The organism is Afipia dichlorophenoxyacetatis (assembly GCF_055386385.1).
Map to the genome: position 1 here is coordinate 4,937,969 of NZ_AP029250.1, position 24,613 is coordinate 4,962,581.

Sequence of the window (24,613 nt, forward strand, 5' to 3'; positions counted from 1 at the left end):
GTCAGTCTCGAGCGCAAGGCGGTCAGTCCCCATCTCAGGGGCAAACAACTCTCCAAGAGGCCGAACCCCAAAAATGAGCAGATGGTGGGGCTTCCCGAAGTGGAGATTGCACGTCCACAATAACGCTTCGCACTCATCGACGTCCTGCTGACGCCGCGTGATGTGGATCAATCGTCCGAATTGATTTACTGAAATGCCGACGAAGCCATCAACTTCCACGTAGTAGTGGAGTGCGCTATTTTCGGATGCTAGGATCAACTATTAATTGCTATCGTTCGTACGTTGCTGACGAAGCGTTTTTTTTCCGGAGGGGGCATTGAATAAAGTCGCGCTTAGTGTTGTTGGACTTGCGGCTCTCGTCGCGACGCCGGCGTTTGCGGCTGATATGGCCGTCAAGGCGCCAGTGGTCGCGGCATCGCCAGTGCTGAGCTGGACCGGCTTTTATATCGGCGGCAATATTGGTGGCGTCGCCAATTCGAATTCGGGAACGTCGAATTTTACGGATACGCTCACTGGTCTCGCGTTTCCGGCAGGCAATCGGATTAACGCGAACGGGTTTCTCGCAGGCGGTCAAGTAGGCTACAATTGGCAATTCGACCCGCGCTGGCTTGTCGGCATTGAAGCCGATGGCGATTTCACCAATCCCAAATATGCCTTCTGTCGGGGGACCATTGTGCCGGGTGTCTGCGGCGATACCGGCTTCGGCACCAATTCGCTGAGCAGCAAGACCGATTGGCTTTCGACAGTGCGCGGCCGATTTGGCACCATCGCCATGAACAAATTCCTGTTCTATGTCACTGGCGGCGCCGCTTGGGGACGCGTTGAGACAACGGCAACACAGAGCTGCCTTGTCGGCGGCTGCGGCGTGTCGCCTCTGGCGGCCACGGGAACGCTGACCAGTTCGGTGACGCGGTCTGGATGGGTGGCCGGACTGGGCGGCGAATGGAATATCGACGGCAATTGGTTTGCGCGCGCCGAATGGCTCCATGTCGATCTCGGCGACGTCACCAGTTCGGTATCGACGGCCGGATTTGCGGGCAGCACCCAGACCTTCAGCTGGTCGCGAAGCGAGCGGTTCGACCAGATTCGTTTTGGACTTGATTATCAATTCTGGCACGGCTGATCTTGCCGCAACTGCGATTGCATATCCAATCGCCCTGCCCGATCGCGTCGTCCTTTCGAACCTCCGACAGTCGCTTGCTCGGAGGACATCCAAACTGCTTCCAGCTGGCTAATTGCCTGGCGTCGCGGCTTCGCTCAACGCGGTGAGAAGTGGCACGGGCTTCGGCCGACGCTAATTTCGCGATGACCGGCGTCATGCGGATGCGGCCATGCCGCGCGCCTGATCGCTTACGCCGTACAGACGACAGGCTTCGAAAGCAGCGTCGATGATGGCGAGCTTCACTGCTTGCGCGGCGTGATATTCGCGCCAAAATTCCGCCGATACCCACAACGCGGATTTGCCCGGGAAGCCGGACCAGCCAAGACTGCCCATCGCCTCGGCAGCGGCGAATTTGCGGGCGAGCTGGCTCCGCGACAGATTGAGCCCACGCACCAACCATGAAACCGACATCACGTTGGTCGGAATGCGTTCAAGAGCGATACAATCCTGCTGACACCCAACGATCAGGCGATCCATTACGATGCCGCCGTCGTCGATCCGGGTGAACAGCGAGAAGGTTCCGCTCGGCTCTCGAACCGCGCGCGACGTTAGCAGGCCATCGGCGATAAGCGGCTGAATTGCGCCAAGCAAAGCTGGTTGCTCACGCAGTTCCACCGACCTGTTGCCGCTATCGAGCCCGTCCAGCGCGGTCAGATGCGCCCCCAACCAATGCGACAACACTGCAAGCGCCATAGGCGACGGCTCGATTGGCCGATAGCGCCGGCCCTCGCTCCCCGTGACATAGCGTACAACGCCGTATTTCAGCATCTCGTTGACGAAGGCCGACGCGGTGTTGCGGCTGGCGAGCGCATGAGCCTCGATCGCATCTACCAGTCGTGCGGGCAGGATCCCGGCATCGGCCTGCTGCGCTTCGTTGCGAAAATAAGCCGCTAGCATCGCCTGGCTCATCAGCCAGCGCTGCTGGGTCGCGAATGGTGACGAGGTTCGCGGGCTAGCCTCCTGTATCGACAGTAGCTCTTGAGCCTGGCCGCGAACGCAGCTCTCCAGCGCCGGATGCGACAGGATATCGTTGGCCGTCATCACCATGGCCGTGGGAACAACCCAGCTGAAAGTTCGTAACCGTGAATTGCAAAAGATTCCATGCCTCCTCCCCTCCATCGACCGGGGTCGAAGCGTGAAAGCATTCCCAAACGATCGGTCGCGATCGTCGTTTTTGGCATCAGCCATTCCTCACGCAAAAATGCGTTCGAAAAATTCATGAGCGAGAGAGAACCGCGGGGCTGTACAAATCGCGCGGCACGCACCGAGATTAGTCAGACGCGAAAGGACGGAGCTGTCTTTGCCGCACTCATTTCTCACGAGCACGCCGGAAAGTCCTGATCGGGGATCGCCGACTTTCTGATACTTTCTGATTTTTTCTGATACGGTGAGACAGCCCGGCTTTTGCCGGGCGATTTCGATAGCCTTTGCGCGGAGTTGGGGGAACTGAGTTGGTCGGCGTCTCTCGTTTTGCGGGCTTCGAACTTGATCCGCCGTATGCAGAGCTACGCGGAGCTGATGGCGGTGCAATCAGGCTTCGGCCAAAGGGCTTCGAGATGCTCCACCTGCCCGTTGTCTACGCCGGCCGCGTTCTCAACAAGGGGACCTGCTGGAGGGCGATCTGGCCGAACGTGAACGTTGCCGACGACAGCCTGTTCCAGTACATCCGAGAGCTGCGCGCCGCGCTAAGCGACATCGGCGCCAAATGATCAAGCTGGTTTCCGGACGCGGTTACATGTTCTCGGTCGAGATTTCGATGGAATCGGCCGGCGTCGCGGCTCACACCGGGGCAACGCCGACCGCTGAAGCTTTGAACGGGAACCGTCGGCGAATGTAGGCGGCTGAGCCGGCAAAGTCCTTGCGGGTTGCACCGGACATTGACCATTGCCGTCATGCCCCTCGTCGAGACGAGCACCCACGGTCGAGGTGCCACGCTGGCGTCGAGCGCAACGGACCGTCTGATCGATGGACTCCGGTGCCCCAGTCGAGCGTGGCGAGAGGTATCTCCGAGCACGCATCCTGACCCGACTCGGACTTCATGGTCCAGGGTGAACTGCCCGGCCGATATCGACGAACACGATACGCACACAAGGGAAAAAGAATTTCGAGAAGCTGAGGTACACTGTTTACGTCCGGCGCTGCGATTGGGAGCTTCGCAACGTCGACGCCAAGCCCACCCACCATTGGGTGCGGCGTCCATCATGACCGCTCAAGGTCAAAATCTCGATCAGGTTTCGCTCACCATGCTCCGTTCGGCATAGGCGTAGCTCTGCCTCTGCTGTTGCTCGACGCGCTCTCTCGCGATGCTGGCGAACCGGGCGGGGCTAACTCCTGTCGGCGGGCAAGCTTGGAAGGTTTTTGTTTGGAGCAATCCTTGTGAGCGCCAGTATTTTGCGCTCTCGGGCCGAGATCGAAGTTTCGAGACGGCAGTGGTCAGTGCCATGCCTTCGTGACTCGTCAACATCACCACTCGCTTTTTGCATGTTAGATCGTCAGCCAACGCTCCCCAACTTATAAACTTTTTTGCTCTTTGCTTATCAGTTAGCGAAATGACTCCATTTTCAGAGAAGGCTTATGAATCAGCGAACTGGATAACTTCCGCGAATTTGCTTATCAGTCTGCTGACTGACTCCATTTCGAGTATTTTCTTATCGGTCCGCGAATCCAGATTCGGGCGCAGCGTCCCTCAGATTTCTGATATTGAGTATGCGCAGCTGCGCGCATGTTTATATCGGCATTCTTTGCGTTTAACCCAAGATCAGCGCGCGCGGGCGAGCGACAGAGACATCGCGTGATTCACTTCCCGCACCGCCCGTGCGCTGTCTATGAAGAACCTCGACCTTCGAATCTGCCGCGTCCCTAATATTCTCGACATAGACAAGACATGCACATCGAAGCAAAGACGTGAAGTTATTGGCTTCGCCGTGGAACCTTAGCACCTCGTCATGGAGTTTTGTGAGGAACCGGCCGAGGGTTGTACCCTCTTCCGCAGCGAGCTTTTCCAAGACGTGCCAGAACATCACTTCCAGACGAATTGAAGTCGCATGCCCCCCCAAGCGCACCGATCGAATCTGAAAGGTGTAGCTTTTCGGATCGAGTCCCGAAAACAGCTTGCACATGTTTCCTCCAATCTTTGTTCAACAAAGATATTTTTGTTGTGTCCGTCAGTCGGACTTTAGGTCCCTTAAGTCGAACAGTAGACATCCTACATTTTGGGCACAATCGATTTCCTGCTCATTTCTGAGAGCGATCTTTGTCTCACTATATCCACGCCGGCGAACTGCCACAGACGAGAAAACCCGGCTCCAATGAGCCGGGTTTTCTGTTTCGAGCGGCTGAAACGATCAGATATCGTTGCGCTGCATTGCACCAGCGATGTGGTCGGCCTGCCTGATGGCGAGCGCCACAATGGTCAATGTCGGGTTGCATGCAGCGCTAGTGGTGAACTGGCTGCCGTCAGACACAAACAAATTCTTGATATCATGTGTCTGGCCGAACTTGTTCACCACGCCGTCGCGCGGCTTTTCGCTCATTCGGTTGGTACCGAGATTGTGTGTGCTGGGATATGGCGGCGTCGGGAACGTTCGCGTTGCCCCGACGGCCTCATAGATTGCTGCACCTTGAGAAAAAGCATGATTTCTCATGGCAATGTCGTTGGGGTGATCGTCGTAATAAACATCCGCCACCGGCATCTCGTTCTTGTCCCTGATCTTGGAGTTCAAAGTAACACGATTAGACTCCTGCGGCATATCCTCGCCAACGATCCACATGCCGGCCATGTTGGCGTACTGGTCGAGTGCGCTGGTGAACCCGCGACCCCATCCTCCCGGATTTAAGAACGCCGCCATGAACGGAATGCCGAGGGAGAGAGTCTCCAGCTCATAGCCGCCGCTGAACCCCCGCTTCGGATTGTGGGCCGCCTCGTCTCGGATAATGCCGGCCATCGTCGTGCCGCGATACATATGAACCGGTTTGTCGAATACGCCGTAGACGCTGCCAGTCATATGCCGCATGTAGTTGCGGCCAACTTGTCCGGAGCTGTTCGCCAATCCATCAGGGAATTTGTTGGATACGCTGTTCAGAAGCAACCGCGGACTTTCGATAGAATTTCCGGCAACCGCGACGACCCGTGCCTTTTGCCGCTGTGTCTTGCCGTCAGCGTCGATATAAACCACACCCGCCACTTTCCCAGCAGCATCGTGCTCGATTTGCATAACCATGCAGTTCGGCCGCACTTCAAGATTGCCGGTCGTCTCGCCCTTCGGAATCTCGGTGTAGAGCGTCGACCACTTCGCACCTGACTTGCAACCCTGGAAGCAGAACCCGATCTGCTGACAGGAGCCGCGGCCATCGCGCGGCTGGCTGTTTATCGCCATTCGCCCGGTGTGGACTTCCTTGTAACCAATCTGTTTGGCACCCGCGGCCAAAACCTTGAAGTTGTTATTCGGTGGCAGACCCGGGATGCCGTTGGTACGCGTCACGCCCATCTTGTCTTCCGCCTTGGCGTACCAAGGCTCCATCTCCGCCAGCGTAATCGGCCAATCCAACAAATTGGCGCCCTTCATATCGCCGTAGACAGTCTTGGTCTTGAACTCATGCTCTTCAAAACGGAGCGATGCGCCGGCCCAATGAACGGTTGATCCACCAACTGATTTGACGATCCATGCGGGAAGATTCGGAAAATCCTTCGCTACCTGCCAGCTCCCCGAAGCCGTCCGCATATCGTGCCAGCTCAATTGGGCAAAGCTAGCCCATTCGTCATTGATGAAATCCTGAATTTCGTGACGTCCACCGGCCTCCAGAATGACAACCTTGATGCCTTTTTGGGCGAGTTCGTTGCCGAGCGTTCCCCCACCGGCACCTGAGCCTACGATAACCACGAGCCCCGTGTCGTTCAAATCAAATTTGGCCATGATCGTTCTCCCTCAGGCCTTCGGCAGCCAGTTGATGTCGTCGAAGCCGCGATGAATGTATCCGCCGTGCTCGGCCGAGGATCCTTCGTATCCGAATTTCGGCCAGACCTCCGGCTGGTTGTAGAGAGAGACGACAAGATCACCGCGGATCTTCTTGAAGAAATCGCTCGCTTCAATTCCGCGAAGCAGCGCCACTCGATCTTCTTCCCAGCCAACATCGGTATAGGGACGTTGATGTTTGGCCTGCGCACTCTGATTGAGATCCTTCACCCCATCTTCGAGTAGCTTCTTGATGGCGGGGTCCTTTTTCGCCTTTCCATCCCATGGGCCGATGGCCGTGATGTAGTAGCTGTCGACCAGAAAATCGTGCGGATAAATATCGCGGGCCATCTTGACCAAGGTCTTCAATGTTGCGGGAGCGAGAGCCTTTGCATTTTCGGCCCAGGCATCCTCAATGCTCATTCCGACGCTGGCAGCGATCGCCACGACAGGCACGGTGGTTGCCGCGCCTTGCAGGAAGACGCGGCGGTTATATTTGCTTCGACGATCGACTTCTCTCATGGGGGATCCTCCACTTTTTGATTGCCAGAGCTTTGCGTTATTCGAAGCGGCCGCCCTTCTGGATCACTTCGATCTTGTAGCCATCAGGATCTGAGACGAAGAAAAAGCGCGCGAGCGTAGTGCCGTCGTGCTTGAAGTCGCGCAGTGGTCCGGGAGAAAGTTGTTCACGGCTGAAACGAGCATGTTCGGCGTCGATGTCGTCCACAACGACAGCAAGATGGCCGTATCCGTCTCCAAGCGAATAAGGCTCCTTGCGGTCAAAGTTCACAGTGAGTTCGAGTTCGAATGGCGATGATGGGTGGTTTAAATAGATCAACGCGAAATCCGAAAAAACCAGACGCTCGGCGAGGCTAAGCCCGAACGCACGCTGATAGAAATCAAGCGCCTTTGCTTCGTCCAGGACGCGGATCATGGAGTGAACGGGTTTGGCCATTCAATGCAGTTCCTTCAGATAGCCGATGATTGCCGCACGGATGTCGGCGGCTGCCTGGCGGTACGGCATGATGGCACCGGGCACGACCGCCTGCGGGTTGATCAGCCAGGCATCAAGCTTGTCGTCGGTCCAGGCGAAGTCCGCTTTCGCCAATGCTGGCGAGTAATTAAATCCGGCAACAGTGCCGGCCTTACGGCCCGAGATACCTGCAAGGGTGGGCCCCTGTCTTTGAACATCCGCGGAGTTGGTGGTGTGACAGGTGGCACACTGGCGTTTGAAGAATTCAGCCCCGGTGGGCTTCGCAGGCGATGGAATATCCATCTGGGCGAGAACGGCGTTCGTCCCGAAAGACTGCAGGGCAATCATCAGAGCTACCGCCCGGATGACACATCGACCATTCATCTCCGGCTACTCCCGAACGATTTCTAATTAGAATAAATCGAGGGTAGAGGCCTCCTTCACCGCCCGGGTAGTACAGGAATGTTGCAGTGTGGAAAAAGAATCGCGAGCTTCTCAAAGAGTTGTGTGCGGCGCACGCCGTAGCGCTAGCTTCTTTAATTACGAGCCCAAGTTGCCCACGTCCCTGGACCAATCAGTTGCGATGCAACACGGCGTATGTAGGCATCGCAGCATTATTGAAAGTAGATAGGTGGGTTTGATTGGGAACTTCCACGGCGGCGTATAGGCCTCGCCGCCTCGGTCATTCCCTGCGCTAACACTGCCTCGTCATCTCACTCATTAGCCGCAGCCTTGAATAGCACGTGCATAGCACTACTCTTGTATAAGATATGAGATATGATATTGAATGAAAAAACCTATAAATGTTGGGAGGCATGATGTTCCGGTCATTGCAGCTTACTGCGGCGCTGATGCTGATGCTGTCTGGGAGTGCTCACGCGCAGTCCTTTCCTAATAAGTTGATTACGCTCGTCGTGCCTTTTTCGGCTGGAGGGCCATCTGACGTCATCGCGCGTCTCATTGCGCAACCGATGAGCCAGAGCTTGGGCCAACAGGTCATCATTGAAAACGTAGTGGGAGCGGGCGGAACAGTGGCGGCTGCCCGGGTCGCACGAGCCGCGCCCGATGGTTACACGATCATGATCCATCATCTGGCGCTCACCGCCGCGCCAAGCCTCTATAGCAACCTTACCTATGACACGCGGACTGCGTTTTCTCCGCTCGGACTTGTCAATACGGGGCCCATGGTGCTGCTCGGACGAAAGACGCTCGAGGCCAAGACTGCACCAGAACTCATCGCGTATATGAAGGCGCAGGGTCCCAAGCTCACGATGGCGCACGCAGGTAACGGCTCCAACGCGCATCTCTGTGCGGTCATGCTCAGCAAAACACTCAACATCAAGCCGGTCTATGTCCCCTATAGCGGCACCGGACCAGCGATGAACGATCTGCTCTCAGGTCAGGTAGACGTCCTGTGCGATCAATCGACGACTTCCATACCGCAAATTATTGGCGGGGGCATCAAAGGATACATCGTGTCATCCGATAAGCCCCTGGATGTCATCAAAGATGTCGTCACCGCTCGCGACGCGGGCCTGCCGGAATTTGATATGACGATCTGGCACGGTCTTTATGCTCCAGCCGGGCTTCCGCCTGAAATCGCAGCAAAACTGAATGACGCCCTGCGCAAGGCACTCTCCGACCCGATGGTCGTAGAACGCTTTACGGCGGCCGGTACGACTACATTTCCGTCGTCCGAGTGGACGGTCACAGCGCACAAAGCTCGGTTTGAATTCGAGGTCGATCGCTGGAATACCTTCTTGAAGGACGCAGGCGTAGCAGCGGCCAGTGCCCGCTAGATTGTGGTTCGCTTCCAATCGGTCAGCGCGGGTGATCGATAACGTCGCACTCATCATGAGATCGCCCCGGCGGAGGCCGGAGCGATTATCGCGTTAGATTCGTCCTTGCTGGCTAAAACAGGTTCAACTTCCCGCCATACAGAAGCCTGCGCCACACAAGTACGCCTACCCTGAAGTAGATCTACTCCCGGCAACACCCTGCCGACATGAATTCAAACGGAAAGCCGCAGGAGCTGCGGCTTCAATTCGTTTTATGGGCCTACGCTCCTGCGCAATGAAGACGTCGTCTTTTCGAGCGATTGCAGAGATCAGGCTCCGATGCGGCAAGCAATCAGGCTTGTACGCTCGCCGACGAATCCGGCAACGGCTGCGACGTGACGTAGGTTGGGGCTGCGATCTCCTCGTCGACAAACGGCACCTTGCCCTGCAGCACAGCATGCACACCAAGTGCGAGGCCGGCGATAATGCCAATGACGACCTGGACATAAATGTGTCCGATGGCTTTGAATGCCTTCACCGCCACGGTTTCCTCTTGTTACTTCTGATTTTTGTGTTTGGTACTTAGTTGTCGGCGAGAGCCTTGATCTCAGGGGGGATAGCGAGACCTTCGCGCGCAGCGCGCGAGCGGCTGGCGAGTCGCCGAGAGCCTGGCAATCGCGCGCCATCCTGTGACTCGATCGCACCGACAAGCGCCGCGACCCGATCGAGGAATATTTGGTGACCGAACGCCGCAGGATCGATCGCAAGGATCAACTGCCCCGTCTTCGGTGGACCGCCCTCACCATCGAGAAACGAGGATGCTTCGAACGCGAGGTTGGAGCCCGTCAGACACGCAGCGAGTAACTCAACCATGAAAGCGAGCGCCGCGCCTTTCGCATCGCCGAGCGGGATCATGGTTCCTGCCAGCGCCGCGGCTGGGTCGGTCGTTGGATTTCCATCCGTATCCAATGCCCAGCCTTCCGGAATAGATTCGCCACGTTGCTTTGCGGCAGCGATCGGGCCGCGTGCGACCTTCGACAGCGCAAGATCCACCACGACAGGATGCTCTCCCCGCGTTGGCGTCGCGAATGCGATCGGATTTGTTCCGAAGACGGGTGTTCGGCCGCCCCATGGCGCCATGGCGCTTGGCGTATTGGCGAACAGCAAGCTCACTAACCCCTGACGGGCCAGTGCTTCACATGGCAGGCCCGCCGCCCCGCAATGGTTCGAGCGGCTGATTGCTGCAATGCCGATCCCCTGTGTCGATGCAATGTTCGGCAACTCCGTGAGAGCCAGATCGATTGCCGGGTACGCAAAGCCGCAAGCGGCATCGATTGCCAGGACGCCAGGGCGCGGGCATGTTTCGCGAGGCGTTGCTTTGCCGTCTATTTTCCCGGATTTGACCATCTCCAGGTAAGTGGGGATACGCGAGAACCCATGACCGCGAAGACCATCCGCTTCCGCGGCGACCAAAGCGCGCGCCACGGAACGCGCGTTATCAGAACTGCAGCCGGATTTGCCGAATATCGCCGCCACCAGGTCGATTGCGTCCGCCACAGAAAGTACACTCATGCATTCAGCGCCTTCTTCACATTCGTTACGGTTACCCACGATACTCTCACGTTCGACTCGTCCGTGACGCCTGCTATATGCGGCGTGAGGATCAAGTTTGGCACGTTTTCCGAGATGCCTCCCAGTTCGAGTGGTTCTTTCGCGAAGACATCGAGCGCGGCTCCACCGAGTTTGCTAGCAATGAGCGCCTGGACCACGGCAGCTTCATCCACGACCCCGCCTCTTGAGGCATTGATCAATATCCCATTGGGCTTCATCAATTGCAGCGCAGCGCCGTCGATGAGATTTGTAGTTTCCTTTGTGAGCGGAACGTGGAGGCTAACGACATCGGCTTCAGCCAAAAGTGCTGAGAGCTGTCGCTTCTCCACATTTGCCATCGAGAATTGCAGATCGTCTGTGTAGGGGTCATAGGCGATGACGTGCATGCCCATCGCCTGCGCCAGCATGGCGGTTTGCTTGGCGATGGATCCGAAGCCGACCAGACCCAACACTTTACCGCCCACTTCACGACCGATGAGCGCTTCGCGGGGCCACTCGCCTGCAGCGACGCGTGATGTTGATGCATAGGCACCGCGCAATAGCATCATTGCCGTACAGATCACATGTTCGGCAACCGATCGATCGTTCGCGCCCGTTGCCGGATAGACAGAGATTTGTCGTCGTTCGCACGCCAGGAGGTCGATGTTATCCAGACCTACGCCCAATCTGCCGACTACGCGTAGCCGCGCAGCGGCCTCGAGTAACGGACCGCGAACCTGGGTTCGATTACGTACGATCAATGCGCGCGCACTCTCAACCAATCTGATGAGTTCGCTCGGGCGATCGACCAGCGTCGGATCGTAGACGACGTCGAACCCCGCCAAGCCTTCGCGGACTGCCGCTCCATCCATGAATTCGCTGATCACGATATCAGGCACGATTATCCTCCGTGGGACGACTTACCAACGTCTTTGCCGGTTCGCTGTCGTCGGCTCTTGCTGTGGTGATGAATGGAAAGGATAGCGAGCAGCGATTGCGGCGCTCTCCATCGACGTCCGCCACGGCAGCATTTACTGATCAGATGCTACGGAGACCGAGCGATGCGGTCCGCCGAACGAGCAATACTCATAACCACGAGAGCCGTTCACGCCGAGAACGCCGGTTCTCTCGTGGACGATACTCAAAGCTTGCGACGTCCGCGCCCCTCGGCCGATCTCGACTGCGGGAACAGCCGGATTACCGATCAACCTGCCCAAGCCCATAACGAAGGCCGCCCACTACGGCGCGCGCAGCACCTTGATTTTCCATACCGATTTCCTCCGACGATCTTATTCTTCACGACGGTTATGGATCTTATATAAGATAATAGATAGGGGAAAGCAACCGGGTCAGTCTCAACGCCGTGCATCAGAGCCCGGCAACAGCCGTGATTTCGTCGCGCCACGCGTGGCCGGCGATGCTCGACAAGGAATTCGGAGGTTTCTGGATGAAAATCTCTAAGGACGCAGAATAACTTTCGCTGCCGCAACTGAACCTGCATCGATGTCCGCGAAGGCACGCGCCCCTTCGGCCAGCGGACGCTCCTCATACCATTTGAGCTTGCCGAGCCTGCCGCCAGCAATCGCGCTAACCGTCTGCCTGAAATCGATCGGCGTATAACAATACGAGCCGATGAAGGTGATCTCCTGCAGCGTCACCTTTCGAATGTCGAGGCCATCGACACCCGGCAGTAGACCGATATGAACGATCACGCCGCCCGGCCTCACCATCCGGCAGGCGGCCGCTCGTGTGCCCTCGGCGCCTACCGCATCGATCACCAGATCGACGCTGTTTTCGGCGGGTTCGGATGCGCTGCCCGGTATGTAGGTCTCGATGTGTTCCGAACGCTGCAGGGAGGCACGACGAAGCGAATTGGTCTCTCCCACGCGCAGTTCGACGACTCCGAAATGCCGCGCCACCAAAGCTGCCGCCAGTCCGATCGCGCCGCCTCCGAGAACGACGACGCGCGCTGCAGCCATCGGAAGATGCAGCTTCTCCATTCCGAGACGAACCGCATGCCAAGACACCGCGATCGGCTCCGCGAGCGCAGCATCCTCGATGGCAAGCGTATCCGGGATCGGTTCGAGATTGCGTTCAGGCACTCTTACATATTCGGCAAAAGCACCCGGGCGCGGCGGCATCGAAAGGATCTGGCGTGTGGGCGACAGATGCCATCGCCCCTCGATGGCATAAGGGCAGCCCGGATCGACGACGAGTGGATTGATGGTCACGCGCTCGCCTGTACGCGGTCCGGTCGCGATGCGCCCCGCCGCCTCATGACCGAGAACGAGCGGAGCCGGCCGGCGCGAGTCGTGACCGTGAAAAGCGTGCATGTCGGAGCCGCAAATGCCGACAGCCTCAACCTGGACCACAACTTCATCGCCAAGAGGTGTCGGAAACGCCTCTTCGCGCATATCCAGTGAATGCGGTCCGGTATAAACGAGCGCTCGCATCGCGGCTCTCCTCATTTTGCGGTGAATCCGCCATCTACGGCAAGGCACTGTCCGGTGATGTAAGCCGATGCATCGGATGCAAGAAAGACGGTCGCACCGATCAGATCGTTCAGCTCCCCATTGCGGCCGATTGCGGTCTGCGCGGCAAGCCGTTTCGCGCGCTCGGCGTCGCTAAATACCGATGCTGTCAACGAGGTCGGGAAGAATCCGGGTGCAATCGCATTGCATGTGACCCCCTGTGCCGACCACTCTTCCGCGATCGCGCGCGTCAGTTGCAACACGCCGCCCTTCGCCGCTCCGTAGGGGGCGGAGTTCGGGAAGGCGCGCCAGCTCTGCATTGAGGCGATATTCACGATCCGCCCCCATCCTCGCGCCGCCATGCCCGGCGCGAAGGCCTGGGTCAGCAGGAACGGCGCACGCAGGTGCAAGGCCATATGCAGGTCGAACGCCGCCACGCTGACGTCGAGAAAAGGCTCCCTGAGATTAACGCCGGCGGCATTGACGATAACGTCCACCGTCGCACCAAGTTTGTTTGCAGCCAGCGCCAGCATGGCTCCTGCCTCAGACGAGGCGAGGTCAGCCGCGATGACGCAGGCCGACACGCCTTCGTTCGATAACTCATCTTGCGCCTGCTCGAGCTCGACCATTCGTCGCGCCACCAACACGATCTCGGCGCCGGCAAGACCCAATGCGCGGGCCATTGCCAAGCCAATACCGCTGTTGCCGCCGGTCACGAGCGCGGTTCGTCCGGTGAGATCGAACAGATAGCCAAGCCGGAACGACATTACGAAGCGATCTGTGCACCAAGATCCGCATTCGATCCAGGCGCATATTTTGCCATCCGGACATCGCTCGTTCGCGCGTGAGCCTCCATGCCTTCCAAGCGCGAGATGCGCGCGGAGATCGGAGCGATCCCTTCGCAAGCGCTTCGCGTCATCCGCTGCCATGTCAGTGGTTTCAGGAACTTGTGCACGGAAAGACCAGCCGAATAGCGGGCCGCAAACTTGGTCGGCAGGATGTGGTTCGGTCCCGACACCTTGTCGCCAAAGGCGACGTTGGTCTCCTCGCCAAGAAAGAGCGACCCGTAATTCGTCAGGTGGGCATGCCACCAGTCGAGATCTGTGCAGTGGACCTCGAGATGCTCGCAGGCATAGGTGTCCGAAATTTCGACCATCTCTTCGCGGGTATCGCAGAGGACGACTTCGCCATAATCACGCCACGCTGCGCTTGCGGCGTCGCGCGCCGTGGGTGGCAACTTCTCGATCAATTCGGGCACGATCCGGGACACCTCATCTGCGATACGGCGCGACGATGTGATCAGCCAGGCCGGGCTTTCATGACCATGTTCGGCCTGCCCAACCAGATCGGTCGCAACGATGAGAGGATCGGCATGCTCGTCGGCCAGAACGGCCACTTCCGACGGGCCGGCAAAGACGTCGATGCCAACCTTGCCGAACAGAGTCCGTTTTGCTTCCGCGACGAATTTGTTGCCCGGTCCGACGATCACATCCGCCTTGCTGCCGGTGAAGAGGCCATAGGCCATCGAGGCAATGGCCTGGACACCACCCAGACACATGATGACGTCGGCACCCGCCACCTGCATGGCGTAAAGCACATAAGGGTGTATTCCCTCGCCCTTATAAGGCGCCGAACAGGTGATGACGTTCCGAACTCCCGCAGCCTTGGCGGTCGCGATAGACATGTAAGCGGAGGCGATATGGGCGTAGCGGCCGGTCGGCACGTAGCAACCCGCCGTGTTGATCGGCACCAGCTTCTGGCCGAGCTGCAGGCCCGGCGAAATCTCCAGCGAGAAGTCCTGAACCGAATCGCGCTGCGCCTCGGCAAAGCGACGCACCTGGGCCGCGGCGAATTCGATATCGTCCTTCACCTGCTGCGGGATATCCCGCGTCCGGCGCTCGATCTCTTCCGCAGTCTGAACGATCGGACCCGACCATTTGTCGAGCTTGAGCGCATAATCACGGACGGCTTGTTCGCCCCCCGCTTCGATCGCTGCAAGCATGTCGTGAACGACGGCACGTGCAGTTTCGGTCTCCGTTTCGGGAGTCTTGGCTGCCTTCTTGATATAAACGACGGACATACAAACTACCTTCTCGTTGTGGTTCAAGACGTCCGGCGGTCCGATGAATCGCCGGATCGTCCTGGGTGATTACTTCTTGACGAATTCAGTAGCGAAGGCGCGTAGCTTGGGGTCCGCCGCCACACGCTGCATGAATTCATCCGTGATGTAAGATTTTGCCTCGGGGTCCGATGGAACCGTGCCGACCTCGACCAGATATTTGGAGATCTGGGAAAACCATTTGTCCATCGTCGAGGCACCGTTCGCCCGCGACATCAACTTGAGTTGTTCGTCGAGCGAGAATGTCGGCCGCAGCGCAAACTCTTCGTCCATCGCCTTCGCGCTGATCTCGAGCCCGCCCTGTTTGTAGAACTCCAGCGCCAACGCGCGTGCCTCTGCGGGATTGGCTTTCGCCCACGCCCAGCCGCGAAGATAGACGGCCAGAAACTTGGCAACCGCGTCCGGATTTTCCTTCGCATAGTCCGCGCGCACGATCAGAGCGCCAGGAACGACGGCGTCGGCGTCGGCACCCGAGCATAAGTACTTCGCGTTAGCGCGTTCTTCGAGCGTGTAGGTGTTGGGAGCCCAGACGCCGGCAAAATCACCGTTGTTTGACGTGATCGCCGTGACGATCTGCGCCTGTCCAAGATTGACGAACTGCATGTCGCTCTGCACCAGTCCGAACTTGGTCAGACACTTGCGGGCGGCATAGTCCGCCGTGGAGTTGGTGGTCAGAAGGAGGCGTTGCCCCTTCAAAAGTTTCGGGTCGGCTTTGACGGCCTCGAATTTGTCACCACGAACCATCATGGCGTTTGCCTTGGATTCGTCGTTGGTGATCCCGATGGTCAGAACATTGAAGCGGACCGCGCCGAGCACGGCTGGCACGGAGCCGGTGCCTCCCACATCCCACGACTTTGCGGCGGAGGCTGCAATTTGCGGAGCGCCGGCAGGAAAGGTCGAGAAATTCGGGTTGAGCCCGACTTCCTTCCACCATCCCTTCACCGTGGCATAGTGGAATGGTAACCCCCAATAGAGTGACGGCTGGTAGCTCACGCCGATCGCCGTTTGTGCTTTGGCGCCGAGCGGAGCAGCCAACAATGTGGCTGCCAGAGCAAACTTGATCACCTGTCGAATCATGTCATCTCCTCCCGTTGTTTAATTTTTGTGTGTTGATGTATCTGCGCCGCGGCTTTCGTGCTTCTCCTCGCGCAGTGATTTCCAAATCTGAGTTCGCAGACGTACGAACGACTCCTGGTCCATGACGTCTTCAATTTTCGAGAACCGGCTCCAGTTCTCGGCTTCGCGAATTGACTTGATGTCGATCGACTCCTTGATGCGCCCCGGACGGCGCGTCATGATCACTACCCGATCTGCCAAATAGACGGCTTCCTCCACCGAATGTGTGATGAAAAGGACCGTGCGGGGATTGATGCGAGCGAGCCGGACGAGTTCCTCCTGCATGACGACCCGGGTTTGCGCGTCCAGCGCGCCGAACGGTTCGTCCATCAACAGCACTTCCGGCTTCAGAACATAGGCGCGCGCGATCGCCACGCGCTGTTGCATGCCGCCAGAAAGCTGGTGCGGAAACGCGTCCGCGTGGCTTTCGAGCCCCATGAGCTCGAGCGCGCCGGCAATGAGTTCCTCGCGCTCCTCGCGGGACAGGCCCTTATTGCGAAGCCCGAGATCGATGTTCTGCCGCACGGTCTTCCAAGGAAACAGCGCAAAATGCTGGAATACGACCGCACGATCCGGACCGGGTTCGGTAACCTGGCGGTTGTTGACGACGACCGTTCCGGTGCTCGGCTTTTCGAAGCCAGCGACGATGCGAAGGCATGTCGTCTTGCCGCAGCCGGACGGGCCAACGATCGCGACAAACTCCTTCTCGGCGATGTCGAGGTTAATGTCTTCCAACACCTTCAGACCGGCTTTCTTTGGCCCGAAGAACTTGTTCACCCGGTCAAATCGAATTGCACCCATTATGAAATTTCCTACGCCAGACCGCGTCGCCGGCGGATCATTGCTTCACCTTGGCGGAGCAGGACATCGATCAGCATGCCCGCCACGCCGATCGCGATCATCCCGCTCATCACCGTCGTCGTTGAGACGTTCGCCTGAGCCTGAACCATCATGAATCCCACGCCATTGGCGGCAACGATGAGTTCGGCACCGACCAGAGACTGCCATCCGAGTCCGGCTGCAACGCGTAGGCCGGCGACGATGGACGGGACGGATGCCGGCAACAGAATTTCCACGATCGTGCGCAGGTGCCCGGTGCCCAGCATCCTCGACGCCTCGATCAATCGCGGGTCGATAAAGCGCGCGCCGCGATATGCATTGATGAGACAGGGCGGAAAGGCACCGGCGAAGATGATCATGACAGGGCCACCGATGCCGGTACCAAACCACAGCGCCGCAAATGGCACCCAAGCGATTGGCGCGATGAAGCGGAGGCTCTCGAAGATTGGCGATACGATGTCGTCAAGCAGTCGGAACCAACCCATCAGTAATCCGAGCGGAATGCCGATCGCGGCTGCCAAAGCCAGCCCGTAGAGATAGCGCTGAGCGCTGGCCATGAGATGTTGCGGCAAGCTTGCGCCTGCAAATGGAGTGACGAGCAGTTGTGCAAAGCGCGACAGAACACTCCAGGGCGCCGGCAGGAATTGTTGCGGCACAATGCCCGAGGCCGACAGCAGCACCCAGATCCCGCAAAAGATCACCAGGCCGGCGAGACCCCAGAGTATCGTTTCCTTCGCTGAAAGAGGCTGATCCATTAGTGCCCGCCTCCCGCAGCGACATTCCAACCCAGCGCGGCCCGCTCGACCCGTGCAAGCAAGAACGTCGTCGCGAAGCCGAGTACACCGACGGCGACCATCCCGACCATGATCATGCCGGGATAGATGTCCTGCTGGGCCATGTTCAGCACGAAGCCGAGCCCGACCAATGCGCCGACCAGTTCAGCAGCGACCAGCGTCGTCCAAGCCGCCTGCAGCGAGAGCCGCAAGCCCGTGAAGATCATCGGCGCGGCGGCGGGAAACAGCACCTCCACGATGAAGCGGCGTGACGGCGTACCGAGCATGCGTGCGGCCTCGATGATCGAACGATCGATCGTGCGAACACCCGTAAAAGTATTGATGACGGAGGGCACGAATGCGGCGAACCAGATCACCAAGACCTTGGCGGCATCACCTAGCCCGAGCCACAGAATGGCGAGCGGGATCCAGGCAAGCGGCGGAATCGGCCTCACGATGAGAAAGATGGGATTGATCGCAGCCTCGGCGCGGCGACTCCAGCCCATCCACAGGCCGAGTGGCACGCCCGTTACCGTCGCTGCGCAAAACCCAAGAGCGATCAGAAGCAGACTATGAAGCGCGTGCGTCACCAGAAGGCCGCCGGCATAACCCTTCAAGGTGATCTGACTGAGCGAAAGCCAGAAGTCCTTTGGCGACGGAAAGCGTGCTGCGGATACCAGTCCCGTCACGCTCAGCGCAACCCAAAGCGTTACAAGCGCAACCAGTGTTGCCAACCCAATCCACGCGCGCCGTGCCCCCATTCTTCGACCTTCTTTTTATGTAATCGCTTTCATTAGGAGCGGGCTTCCTGGGTTTGTCAATCGTGTTTTATCTATCATTATTGGTCCTATCGCGCTAAACGTGTATGAAAATTCTTTCATTAGGCTGGAAGCACGCGATGGAAACAACTCGGAAGGTCAAATTGCAGGACGTGGCGCATCATGCGGGCGTGTCTGCCGCGACCGTCTCGCGTGCGATAGCGCGGCCTGAATTGGTCAGTCCCGAGACCCTTGCACGTATTCGCGCGAGCGCGGCGCAATTGGGATATGTTCCCGACGGTGCAGCGCGCGCGCTCGCGTCCGGCAAGTCGATGGCGATCGGCGCTGTCGTCCCAACGCTCGATAGCGCAGTCTTCTCGCACGCTCTGCAATCGATGCAGACGGCGCTGTCTCGTCAGGGCTACCAGTTATTGATCGCATCACACGACTATAATTCTGCAGCTGAAGCCGAAGCCATCCGCACGCTCCTGACCAGAGGGGTTGACGGCCTCATGCTCGTCGGCGCGCAACGCGCGGAATCGACCTGGGATTTGCTCTGCACATCTGGCGTTCCGATTACTGTCACATGGTGCAGCACGGATCGGTTTAACTCAGTGATGGTCGACAACGAGAGGGCTGGTCAGATCGCGGCACAGCATCTTATCGATCTCGGGCACAAGCGGATCGGCGCGGTGATTGGCGCCCGTCAATTCAATGATCGACAAGCTGCGCGGCTTGCCGGGATGAAGAGAGCGTTGCGTAAAGCGGGGCTAGACCTCCCGGACTCTCGAGTGACTGAACAACCGTTGACACTTGCAGGCGGGCGCACAGGCTGCGCGCGGATGCTGGCACTCGATGATCCACCAAGCGCGGTCATTGGCGGAGTAGACATCCTGGCGATCGGCTGCATCATTGAAGCTCAGTCTCGAAATATCGCCGTTCCCGCAGCGTTATCAGTCGTCGGGATCGACGATATTGAAATGTCTGGTCACATCTTTCCGCCGCTAACAAGCGTGCATCTTCCAGTCGGCCGGATCGGAGAGACTGCAGCCAAGTCCCTGCTCGAACAGATTGCGGGAAAAAGAGAGCGCGATACGATCAATCTGCCGATCGAATTGGTGTCGAGGAAATCCACCGCCAAGCTTAATTCGGCGCATCGCCGCGAAAAAGGAGTAAAGACATCGTCGCTCAGCTAAACCGGCGCAGGCCGCTGCCTGTCATTGAATATCGGCGGCGTAGCGCGTTCGCGTGGTGTCGCACCGGCTTACCCGCAATTCAACGGCCCTTCCGCTCACATCGAATGCTACGCGGGAGATCTCCAGTAGCGGGGCGCCGGGCTCGAGCTCGAGATGGCGGGCCTCGTTGGCGGTTGCCGCGATGGCAGCGAGCCGCTCGGCGACGCGCGCAATGCTGATCCCGAAGCGCTCCTGATAGATCACGTACATTTCGTCTTGCATCTCATCGCCTTCCACCACAGCGAGATCCGGCATGAGATGGGTGGGCACAAAAATTCGTTCGAAAATCGCCGGCGATCCATCAAGGTATCGAACCCGAACGATGGAATGGAGTGCGGCGCCTGGATCGACACCCAAGCTGGCCGCCTGGTCACTCTTGGCGCGGATCGTGCGCTGGGTGAGTACCTTGCTGGTTGGTGTCAGCCGATGATCGTCGAGATCGAACAAGCGGAAGAATTGAAAGAGCGCCCGATCGCGGGAATGTCTGGCGACGAAAGTCCCCACACCTTGCCGGCGAACCAGCATCTTGTCCGTCTCCAGCGCCATCAAGGCCTTGCGCACGGTCCCTTGACTGACCCGATACTCGGCGGCAAGTTCGTATTCATTAGGGAGCATTTCACCAGGCTTCCAGCCCCCCGATCCGATGCGCTTGAGCAATAAGGATTTCACCTGCGCATAAAGAGGCTGGTATTCGGCCCGTTCGTCCGATGATGATTCCTTATTCGGCACGCCGTTGACCCTATCCCCTTTTTGAATATTTATTAGATATAAGATATCGGCATACCCCGCAACCAAACGAGCGTGCTGATGCCGCTGAAGTCCCCCGTTCAGTATCTTCAGTGGCTGTTCGGATTGAACGCCGTGACGCGCCGCATTGGCACGGCAGGAACCGAGCGCTTAGCGTTATCGATCGCTACGTCCACCGGTCTGGCGAGTGAACAACAACTCATCGCCGAGACCCTTGTCCCGAGATGCGGCTCGCGATCCGGGACGCACGTCCATCGCCCTGCCGGTCCGGCGTATTCGCGGCCATCGATGTGGAAAGGGCGGGACAAGTCCCGCCCTTCTGGTTCAAGCGCTTCGGTAGAGCTTGGTCATCGAGAATTCACGATGACCAAGCGATTCTGCCGCTGTTAGGCGACCGTTGGCAGTTCGCACGATCATGTCGATCAATGCGTCTCCCGCATGGTCGAGCGTCATGTCGCGCCGAAGCACGCCCGTGACGTCCACATCGATATGCTCGCCCATGGTCCGAAGCGTCTTCGGATTGCCGCTGATCTTGATGACCGGAACGATAGGGTTGCCGATCACGTTGCCCTGGCCGGTGGGAAACGTATGGACGACGAAACCGCCGGCCGCCATCAATGTTACGCATTCCGCGGCAGCGGAAGACGTATCCATGTAATAGAGCCCCGCTCCCTTCGCCGGCGCTTCGGCCGCATCGAGCGCGTCGATATAGCGGCACGTCCGCCCGATCTTCTCGAGATTGCCGAGCGCTTTCTCTTCGATCGTTGTCAGGCCGCCCGCGATGTTGCCCTTGGTCGGCTGCGAATCGGAGAGGTCATCGGTCTTGTGCGCCTCGATGACATCATCCTGATAGGCCTTCCACATCTTGTACCACTTCTCCGCAATCTCAGGAGTCGCAGCACGCTCCTTGCAGAGATGCTCCGCGCCCGTGATCTCCGACGTCTCGCCGAACACGCCGTAAATTCCGAGCGGAATCAGTTTGTCGTACATGTTGCCCACCGTCGGGCAGGACGACAGACCCGTCGTGGTATCGGACTCGCCGCACTTGGTCGACACCCAGAGATCGGAGATCGGACACTCTTCGCGCGAGAGTTCGGAGGACCACTGCACGAAACGCTTGGCCTGATAGCTCGCGCGCGAAATCGTGGCGATGTCGCCGTGACCTTCAATGCCGAAGCCGACCACCGGCTTGCCGGTTTTTGCGATGCCGTCGACCACGCGCCCGGTCCAGCCGTCCTCAATGCCGATCACGACCACTGCGGCCACATTCGGATTCGAGCCGATGCCGATCAAGGTGCGGAAGTGGAGATCGAGATCCGCGCCAAACTGCAAGCGACCGTAGGCGTGAGGAATCGCCATAGTGCCCTTGACGTTATTCGCGACAGCCTCGCACGCGGCGTTGGAGAGATCGTCGAGCGGAAGAATGAGGACGTGGTTGCGGACACCAACGCGGCCATTCTCACGACGCCAGCCCAGGAAAGTCGAGCCCTTGAAGTTGGCTGATGCGCGCTCACTCGATAGCGCGGGGGTCATGAGCTGGTCGGGAGCTCCGCCAACGAACGGCGACGATTGTTCATTCATGATTGTCAATCCGGTCATGGTTCTTCCTCACCAACGCTTCGTCTTCATGTTGTGCGTATGAACGTGACGACCCTTCGCCGCCGCAGCTACCATTTTGCCCACGTCCTGACCGTATTTGATCACCGTCGTGCCTTCGGGCAGCTCGACGAGCGCGACCTTATGGCCGATCGGTACGTCGTCCTTTACCTCGACCGTAAAGCTGGAATTGTCTTCGGTGACAACTCCCAGCACTTTGGTGCCGGCCTTCAGGCCTTCCACCACTACCACCGCAACATTGTCCTTCGGGCTGTGAGCCAATACGTGCGGAATGTCGGCTTTGTTAGCCGATGCACCATCTAAAACTACCATAGGCGTCCTCTTTTTCTGAATTGTTGTATCTTATATAAGATAAACAATCGACGCAAGCCCGTAGTGGGACACCAGATAATCTCGATCTACGTTGATGATTGTAAGCTCGACCAGAGCGAGCGTGCTTTGCTGGCTTTCGCTCGGCTTAAGCGGCTGAATGAAGTTTGAGGCCGCCGCAAGCTGCTGGCTCATTTACGACGATGGCGCCGCAAAGGCATCGTTCAGCAACATGTCGTTGAGTGGAGTGGCGAGCCAATCACGTCGTCGGTCAAGACCGCGTTCAACAGTGCCGCCACGCAAGCCGGCGTCGCCGATCGCGTGACACCTCATATTTTACAGCATGCAGCCGCGACATAGTTGATGCAGGCCCTCGTCGATAAATGGGAAGCAGCCGGCTTTCTTGACATGTCGGTTGAGATGCTTGATCGAGTCTATGGGGATCATCACCCAAGGCACCTTCAACAAGCGGCAAGATCGATCGGCTATCGGCCAGCGGGCGTTTCGTTGGCGGTATCATTGGCGAAGCGGGACACTTCCGCCGCTAACACCTCGCAAAAACATTGAAATGATTGGTGGGCCCGGCAGGACTCGAACCTGCAACCAGACCGTTATGAGCGAGCCAAGCAACCTTCACGATCGCGATAAATCAAATACTTAGCCTGTGTCCGGCGACGTTTAAAAGCGATTTAAGCGATCGTTTCATTGGCGAAACATTGGCGGGTAAAACGGAATTCCTCCGTTCAACGGAGTACGGAGTACAAGGTCGCTTTGGGTCATGAACGGACTTTGCCACTATACGCGACGCCAGACCGACGATCGATGGTCGATGGTCGATGGTCGATGGTCAGTCCTTTTTATCCGGACCGCGCTTCGTGATCTTCAATCCATTATCAGGGCCGCGTCCAGCTGGACCGCCGCCTGTCCTCCTTTCTGACACTACGCGCGATCCGAATGGCGCTCGCCCATATACGATCGCGCAAGCTTCAGTAATTCTATGCAGGCGAACGGTTGGAGCTTCGGCTTGACGCCGTCAGGCGTGTATTCGGCGGAGCAGATGCGTCGGATTGAGCCGTAATTTCCGCCGCCCCACAGTGCCGCACGGTCGATGACCGCAGATGGGAGCAAAGGGTCTGCATTAAGGAACGCAGACCCCCAAGACGAATGTCAGAACTTCACCGTTACACCGGTGAATACGCTGTTCTCGGTGCAGCTATTGATGTTTGCGCCCAAGCAAGTCGGGCTCCGTGCGTGATCGAGACCGTATTTATTCTGCCAATAGCGATACGCCACCCACACATCCAAAAAGTGCGATCGCTTCTCGCCCCAGATCATGCGGCTGGCGTCGAGCGTCAGGCGTATGGGCTCGCTGTTAAATTCCATGGCGCGCGGCACGTTGTTCGGGATGATCTGATTTGTGCCCAGCCCCTTTGTGCCGATCCACGCTGCACGGCCGCTGATGGCGAGTGGTAACCACTCCGGCAAGAAGCCAAGATCCATGTAGTAGTTGGTCTCAACCGTCCACGTGGCGTCGAAGTCGAGATGCCCACTGGTGAGACCATTGTTGAAAAGAAACGCGTTGTGGTTGACCTCCTTGTAGTACATCGGCGACACGTTGAAATAGCCCTTGTACGGAAGCCTGAAGGCGAATTGCAGACCAGCAACTCCCACCGTCCGCGACGGCGCGAAATAGGCATTTTCCGTCTCGCCATCGGCACCAACTTGCAGCGAAACGTTGGTCAGCGGCCCCCAGGAAAACGCGTTCGTCTTGAAGATCTGGTTGAAGCCGAAAGTACTGCGCACCTGGCCGAATATTTCGGTGGCACCATCACAGCCCTTCGAGCCATTCACTGGACAGGGTGAAGCAGGATCCTGATGATCGGACTTGTAATAGATCAAGTTCAAGAAGTTCGTGCCGTATTCCCAGACGTCGAAATGCGTAAACGCGATCACCTTCTTCTCGGTCGTTCCCGGCATACCTGGATCTGTTCCTCTCGGTATGTATCCGAAGGTCAACCGATTGTCGTTCACTGAAAAGAACGGCGCGTCCACGACCGGCGCAACGGCCTTCGTTGGAAAGTCCGCCGCTTGAACAAGCCCTGAACTTGCAAGCACCAGCGACGCAACAACAACATATAGCCCCTTCCGCATAAATCCCCCTTTTTGCAACTCC

Annotated in this window: 24 protein-coding genes; 4 read left to right on the forward strand and 20 right to left on the reverse strand. The window is 58.1% G+C overall.

Going from position 1 to position 24,613, the window contains the following annotated elements; translation table 11 throughout:
• Positions 1-316: 316 nt before the first annotated feature.
• Positions 317-1,123 carry an outer membrane protein gene (locus tag ACZ5C3_RS23065; protein WP_464044299.1) on the forward strand — a complete coding sequence of 269 codons (807 nt, stop codon included), beginning with the start codon at positions 317-319 and terminating at the stop codon, positions 1,121-1,123.
• A gap of 192 nt (positions 1,124-1,315) precedes the next feature.
• On the opposite strand, the gene ACZ5C3_RS23070 is transcribed toward ACZ5C3_RS23065, so the two are convergent.
• Positions 1,316-2,203: a hypothetical protein gene (locus ACZ5C3_RS23070; RefSeq protein ID WP_464033342.1), complete on the reverse strand. Its 888-nt coding sequence runs from the start codon at positions 2,201-2,203 to the stop codon at positions 1,316-1,318.
• A 410-nt stretch (positions 2,204-2,613) separates the two neighbouring features.
• Here ACZ5C3_RS23070 and ACZ5C3_RS23075 point away from each other — a divergent pair, with 410 nt between their 5' ends.
• Positions 2,614-2,871, forward strand: coding sequence for a winged helix-turn-helix domain-containing protein (locus ACZ5C3_RS23075; protein ID WP_464033344.1), 258 nt, complete (start codon positions 2,614-2,616; stop codon positions 2,869-2,871).
• A 1,038-nt stretch (positions 2,872-3,909) separates the two neighbouring features.
• Here ACZ5C3_RS23075 and ACZ5C3_RS23080 read toward each other — a convergent pair.
• From ACZ5C3_RS23080 to ACZ5C3_RS23100, 5 genes are all read right to left on the reverse strand, one after another.
• Positions 3,910-4,281 carry a ribbon-helix-helix domain-containing protein gene (locus ACZ5C3_RS23080; protein ID WP_464033345.1) on the reverse strand — a complete coding sequence of 124 codons (372 nt, stop codon included), beginning with the start codon at positions 4,279-4,281 and terminating at the stop codon, positions 3,910-3,912.
• Between the two features lie 225 nt (positions 4,282-4,506).
• On the reverse strand, positions 4,507-6,075 hold the full coding sequence (locus ACZ5C3_RS23085; RefSeq protein WP_464033347.1) for a GMC family oxidoreductase: 1,569 nt from the start codon (positions 6,073-6,075) through the stop codon (positions 4,507-4,509).
• A 12-nt stretch (positions 6,076-6,087) separates the two neighbouring features.
• Positions 6,088-6,636: a gluconate 2-dehydrogenase subunit 3 family protein gene (locus ACZ5C3_RS23090; protein WP_464033349.1), complete on the reverse strand. Its 549-nt coding sequence runs from the start codon at positions 6,634-6,636 to the stop codon at positions 6,088-6,090.
• A gap of 37 nt (positions 6,637-6,673) precedes the next feature.
• Entirely contained in the window at positions 6,674-7,069 is a 396-nt protein-coding gene (locus tag ACZ5C3_RS23095) for a VOC family protein (protein ID WP_464033351.1), read from the reverse strand.
• Positions 7,070-7,471, reverse strand: coding sequence for a c-type cytochrome (locus ACZ5C3_RS23100; RefSeq protein WP_464033352.1), 402 nt, complete (start codon positions 7,469-7,471; stop codon positions 7,070-7,072).
• A gap of 431 nt (positions 7,472-7,902) precedes the next feature.
• On the opposite strand from ACZ5C3_RS23100, the gene ACZ5C3_RS23105 reads away from it, so the two are divergent.
• Complete coding sequence (locus tag ACZ5C3_RS23105; RefSeq protein ID WP_464044300.1) at positions 7,903-8,886, forward strand: tripartite tricarboxylate transporter substrate-binding protein; 984 nt, start codon at positions 7,903-7,905, stop codon at positions 8,884-8,886.
• 331 nt (positions 8,887-9,217) lie between these two features.
• Here the strand turns inward: ACZ5C3_RS23105 and ACZ5C3_RS23110 are convergent, their stop codons facing one another.
• The 10 genes from ACZ5C3_RS23110 to ACZ5C3_RS23155 form a co-directional block, all read right to left on the reverse strand.
• Positions 9,218-9,403, reverse strand: coding sequence for a hypothetical protein (locus ACZ5C3_RS23110; protein ID WP_464044301.1), 186 nt, complete (start codon positions 9,401-9,403; stop codon positions 9,218-9,220).
• A gap of 44 nt (positions 9,404-9,447) precedes the next feature.
• Positions 9,448-10,437, reverse strand: coding sequence for an Ldh family oxidoreductase (locus ACZ5C3_RS23115; protein ID WP_464033358.1), 990 nt, complete (start codon positions 10,435-10,437; stop codon positions 9,448-9,450).
• Positions 10,434-11,354: a hydroxyacid dehydrogenase gene (locus ACZ5C3_RS23120; protein ID WP_464033360.1), complete on the reverse strand. Its 921-nt coding sequence runs from the start codon at positions 11,352-11,354 to the stop codon at positions 10,434-10,436. Before ACZ5C3_RS23120 ends, ACZ5C3_RS23115 begins: the two co-directional genes overlap by 4 nt.
• A 558-nt stretch (positions 11,355-11,912) precedes the next feature.
• A complete protein-coding gene (locus ACZ5C3_RS23125; protein WP_464033361.1) occupies positions 11,913-12,908 on the reverse strand; it encodes a zinc-dependent alcohol dehydrogenase in 996 nt (331 codons plus the stop codon).
• 11 nt (positions 12,909-12,919) lie between these two features.
• Positions 12,920-13,693 (reverse strand): SDR family NAD(P)-dependent oxidoreductase, encoded by a 774-nt coding sequence (locus tag ACZ5C3_RS23130; RefSeq protein ID WP_464033363.1) that lies wholly within the window; start codon positions 13,691-13,693, stop codon positions 12,920-12,922.
• Complete coding sequence (gene hpsN / locus ACZ5C3_RS23135) at positions 13,693-15,006, reverse strand: sulfopropanediol 3-dehydrogenase (protein ID WP_464033365.1); 1,314 nt, start codon at positions 15,004-15,006, stop codon at positions 13,693-13,695. Before hpsN ends, ACZ5C3_RS23130 begins: the two co-directional genes overlap by 1 nt.
• A 69-nt stretch (positions 15,007-15,075) precedes the next feature.
• The gene (locus ACZ5C3_RS23140; RefSeq protein WP_464033367.1) at positions 15,076-16,122 is read right to left on the reverse strand and encodes an ABC transporter substrate-binding protein; all 1,047 of its coding nucleotides are present in this window, start codon (positions 16,120-16,122) and stop codon (positions 15,076-15,078) included.
• A gap of 18 nt (positions 16,123-16,140) precedes the next feature.
• Positions 16,141-16,962 carry an ABC transporter ATP-binding protein gene (locus ACZ5C3_RS23145; RefSeq protein WP_464033369.1) on the reverse strand — a complete coding sequence of 274 codons (822 nt, stop codon included), beginning with the start codon at positions 16,960-16,962 and terminating at the stop codon, positions 16,141-16,143.
• A gap of 11 nt (positions 16,963-16,973) precedes the next feature.
• On the reverse strand, positions 16,974-17,756 hold the full coding sequence (locus ACZ5C3_RS23150; protein ID WP_464033371.1) for an ABC transporter permease: 783 nt from the start codon (positions 17,754-17,756) through the stop codon (positions 16,974-16,976).
• Positions 17,756-18,535: an ABC transporter permease gene (locus ACZ5C3_RS23155; RefSeq protein WP_464033373.1), complete on the reverse strand. Its 780-nt coding sequence runs from the start codon at positions 18,533-18,535 to the stop codon at positions 17,756-17,758. The genes ACZ5C3_RS23150 and ACZ5C3_RS23155 overlap by 1 nt, the downstream gene beginning before the upstream one ends.
• Before the next feature lie 137 nt (positions 18,536-18,672).
• Between ACZ5C3_RS23155 and ACZ5C3_RS23160 the strand changes: the two genes are divergently transcribed.
• The gene (locus ACZ5C3_RS23160) at positions 18,673-19,728 is read left to right on the forward strand and encodes a LacI family DNA-binding transcriptional regulator (RefSeq protein ID WP_464044302.1); all 1,056 of its coding nucleotides are present in this window, start codon (positions 18,673-18,675) and stop codon (positions 19,726-19,728) included.
• A gap of 21 nt (positions 19,729-19,749) precedes the next feature.
• Here ACZ5C3_RS23160 and ACZ5C3_RS23165 read toward each other — a convergent pair whose 3' ends face one another.
• The 4 genes from ACZ5C3_RS23165 to ACZ5C3_RS23180 all read right to left on the reverse strand — a co-directional run bounded on the left by ACZ5C3_RS23165 (position 19,750) and on the right by ACZ5C3_RS23180 (position 24,591).
• Complete coding sequence (locus ACZ5C3_RS23165; RefSeq protein WP_464033379.1) at positions 19,750-20,496, reverse strand: GntR family transcriptional regulator; 747 nt, start codon at positions 20,494-20,496, stop codon at positions 19,750-19,752.
• Between the two features lie 342 nt (positions 20,497-20,838).
• Positions 20,839-22,047 (reverse strand): UxaA family hydrolase, encoded by a 1,209-nt coding sequence (locus tag ACZ5C3_RS23170; protein WP_464038409.1) that lies wholly within the window; start codon positions 22,045-22,047, stop codon positions 20,839-20,841.
• Positions 22,048-22,122: 75 nt separating this feature from the next.
• Positions 22,123-22,443 carry a UxaA family hydrolase gene (locus ACZ5C3_RS23175; RefSeq protein WP_464033381.1) on the reverse strand — a complete coding sequence of 107 codons (321 nt, stop codon included), beginning with the start codon at positions 22,441-22,443 and terminating at the stop codon, positions 22,123-22,125.
• 1,164 nt (positions 22,444-23,607) lie between these two features.
• A complete protein-coding gene (locus ACZ5C3_RS23180) occupies positions 23,608-24,591 on the reverse strand; it encodes a hypothetical protein (RefSeq protein ID WP_464038410.1) in 984 nt (327 codons plus the stop codon).
• Between the last annotated feature and the right edge of the window lie 22 nt (positions 24,592-24,613).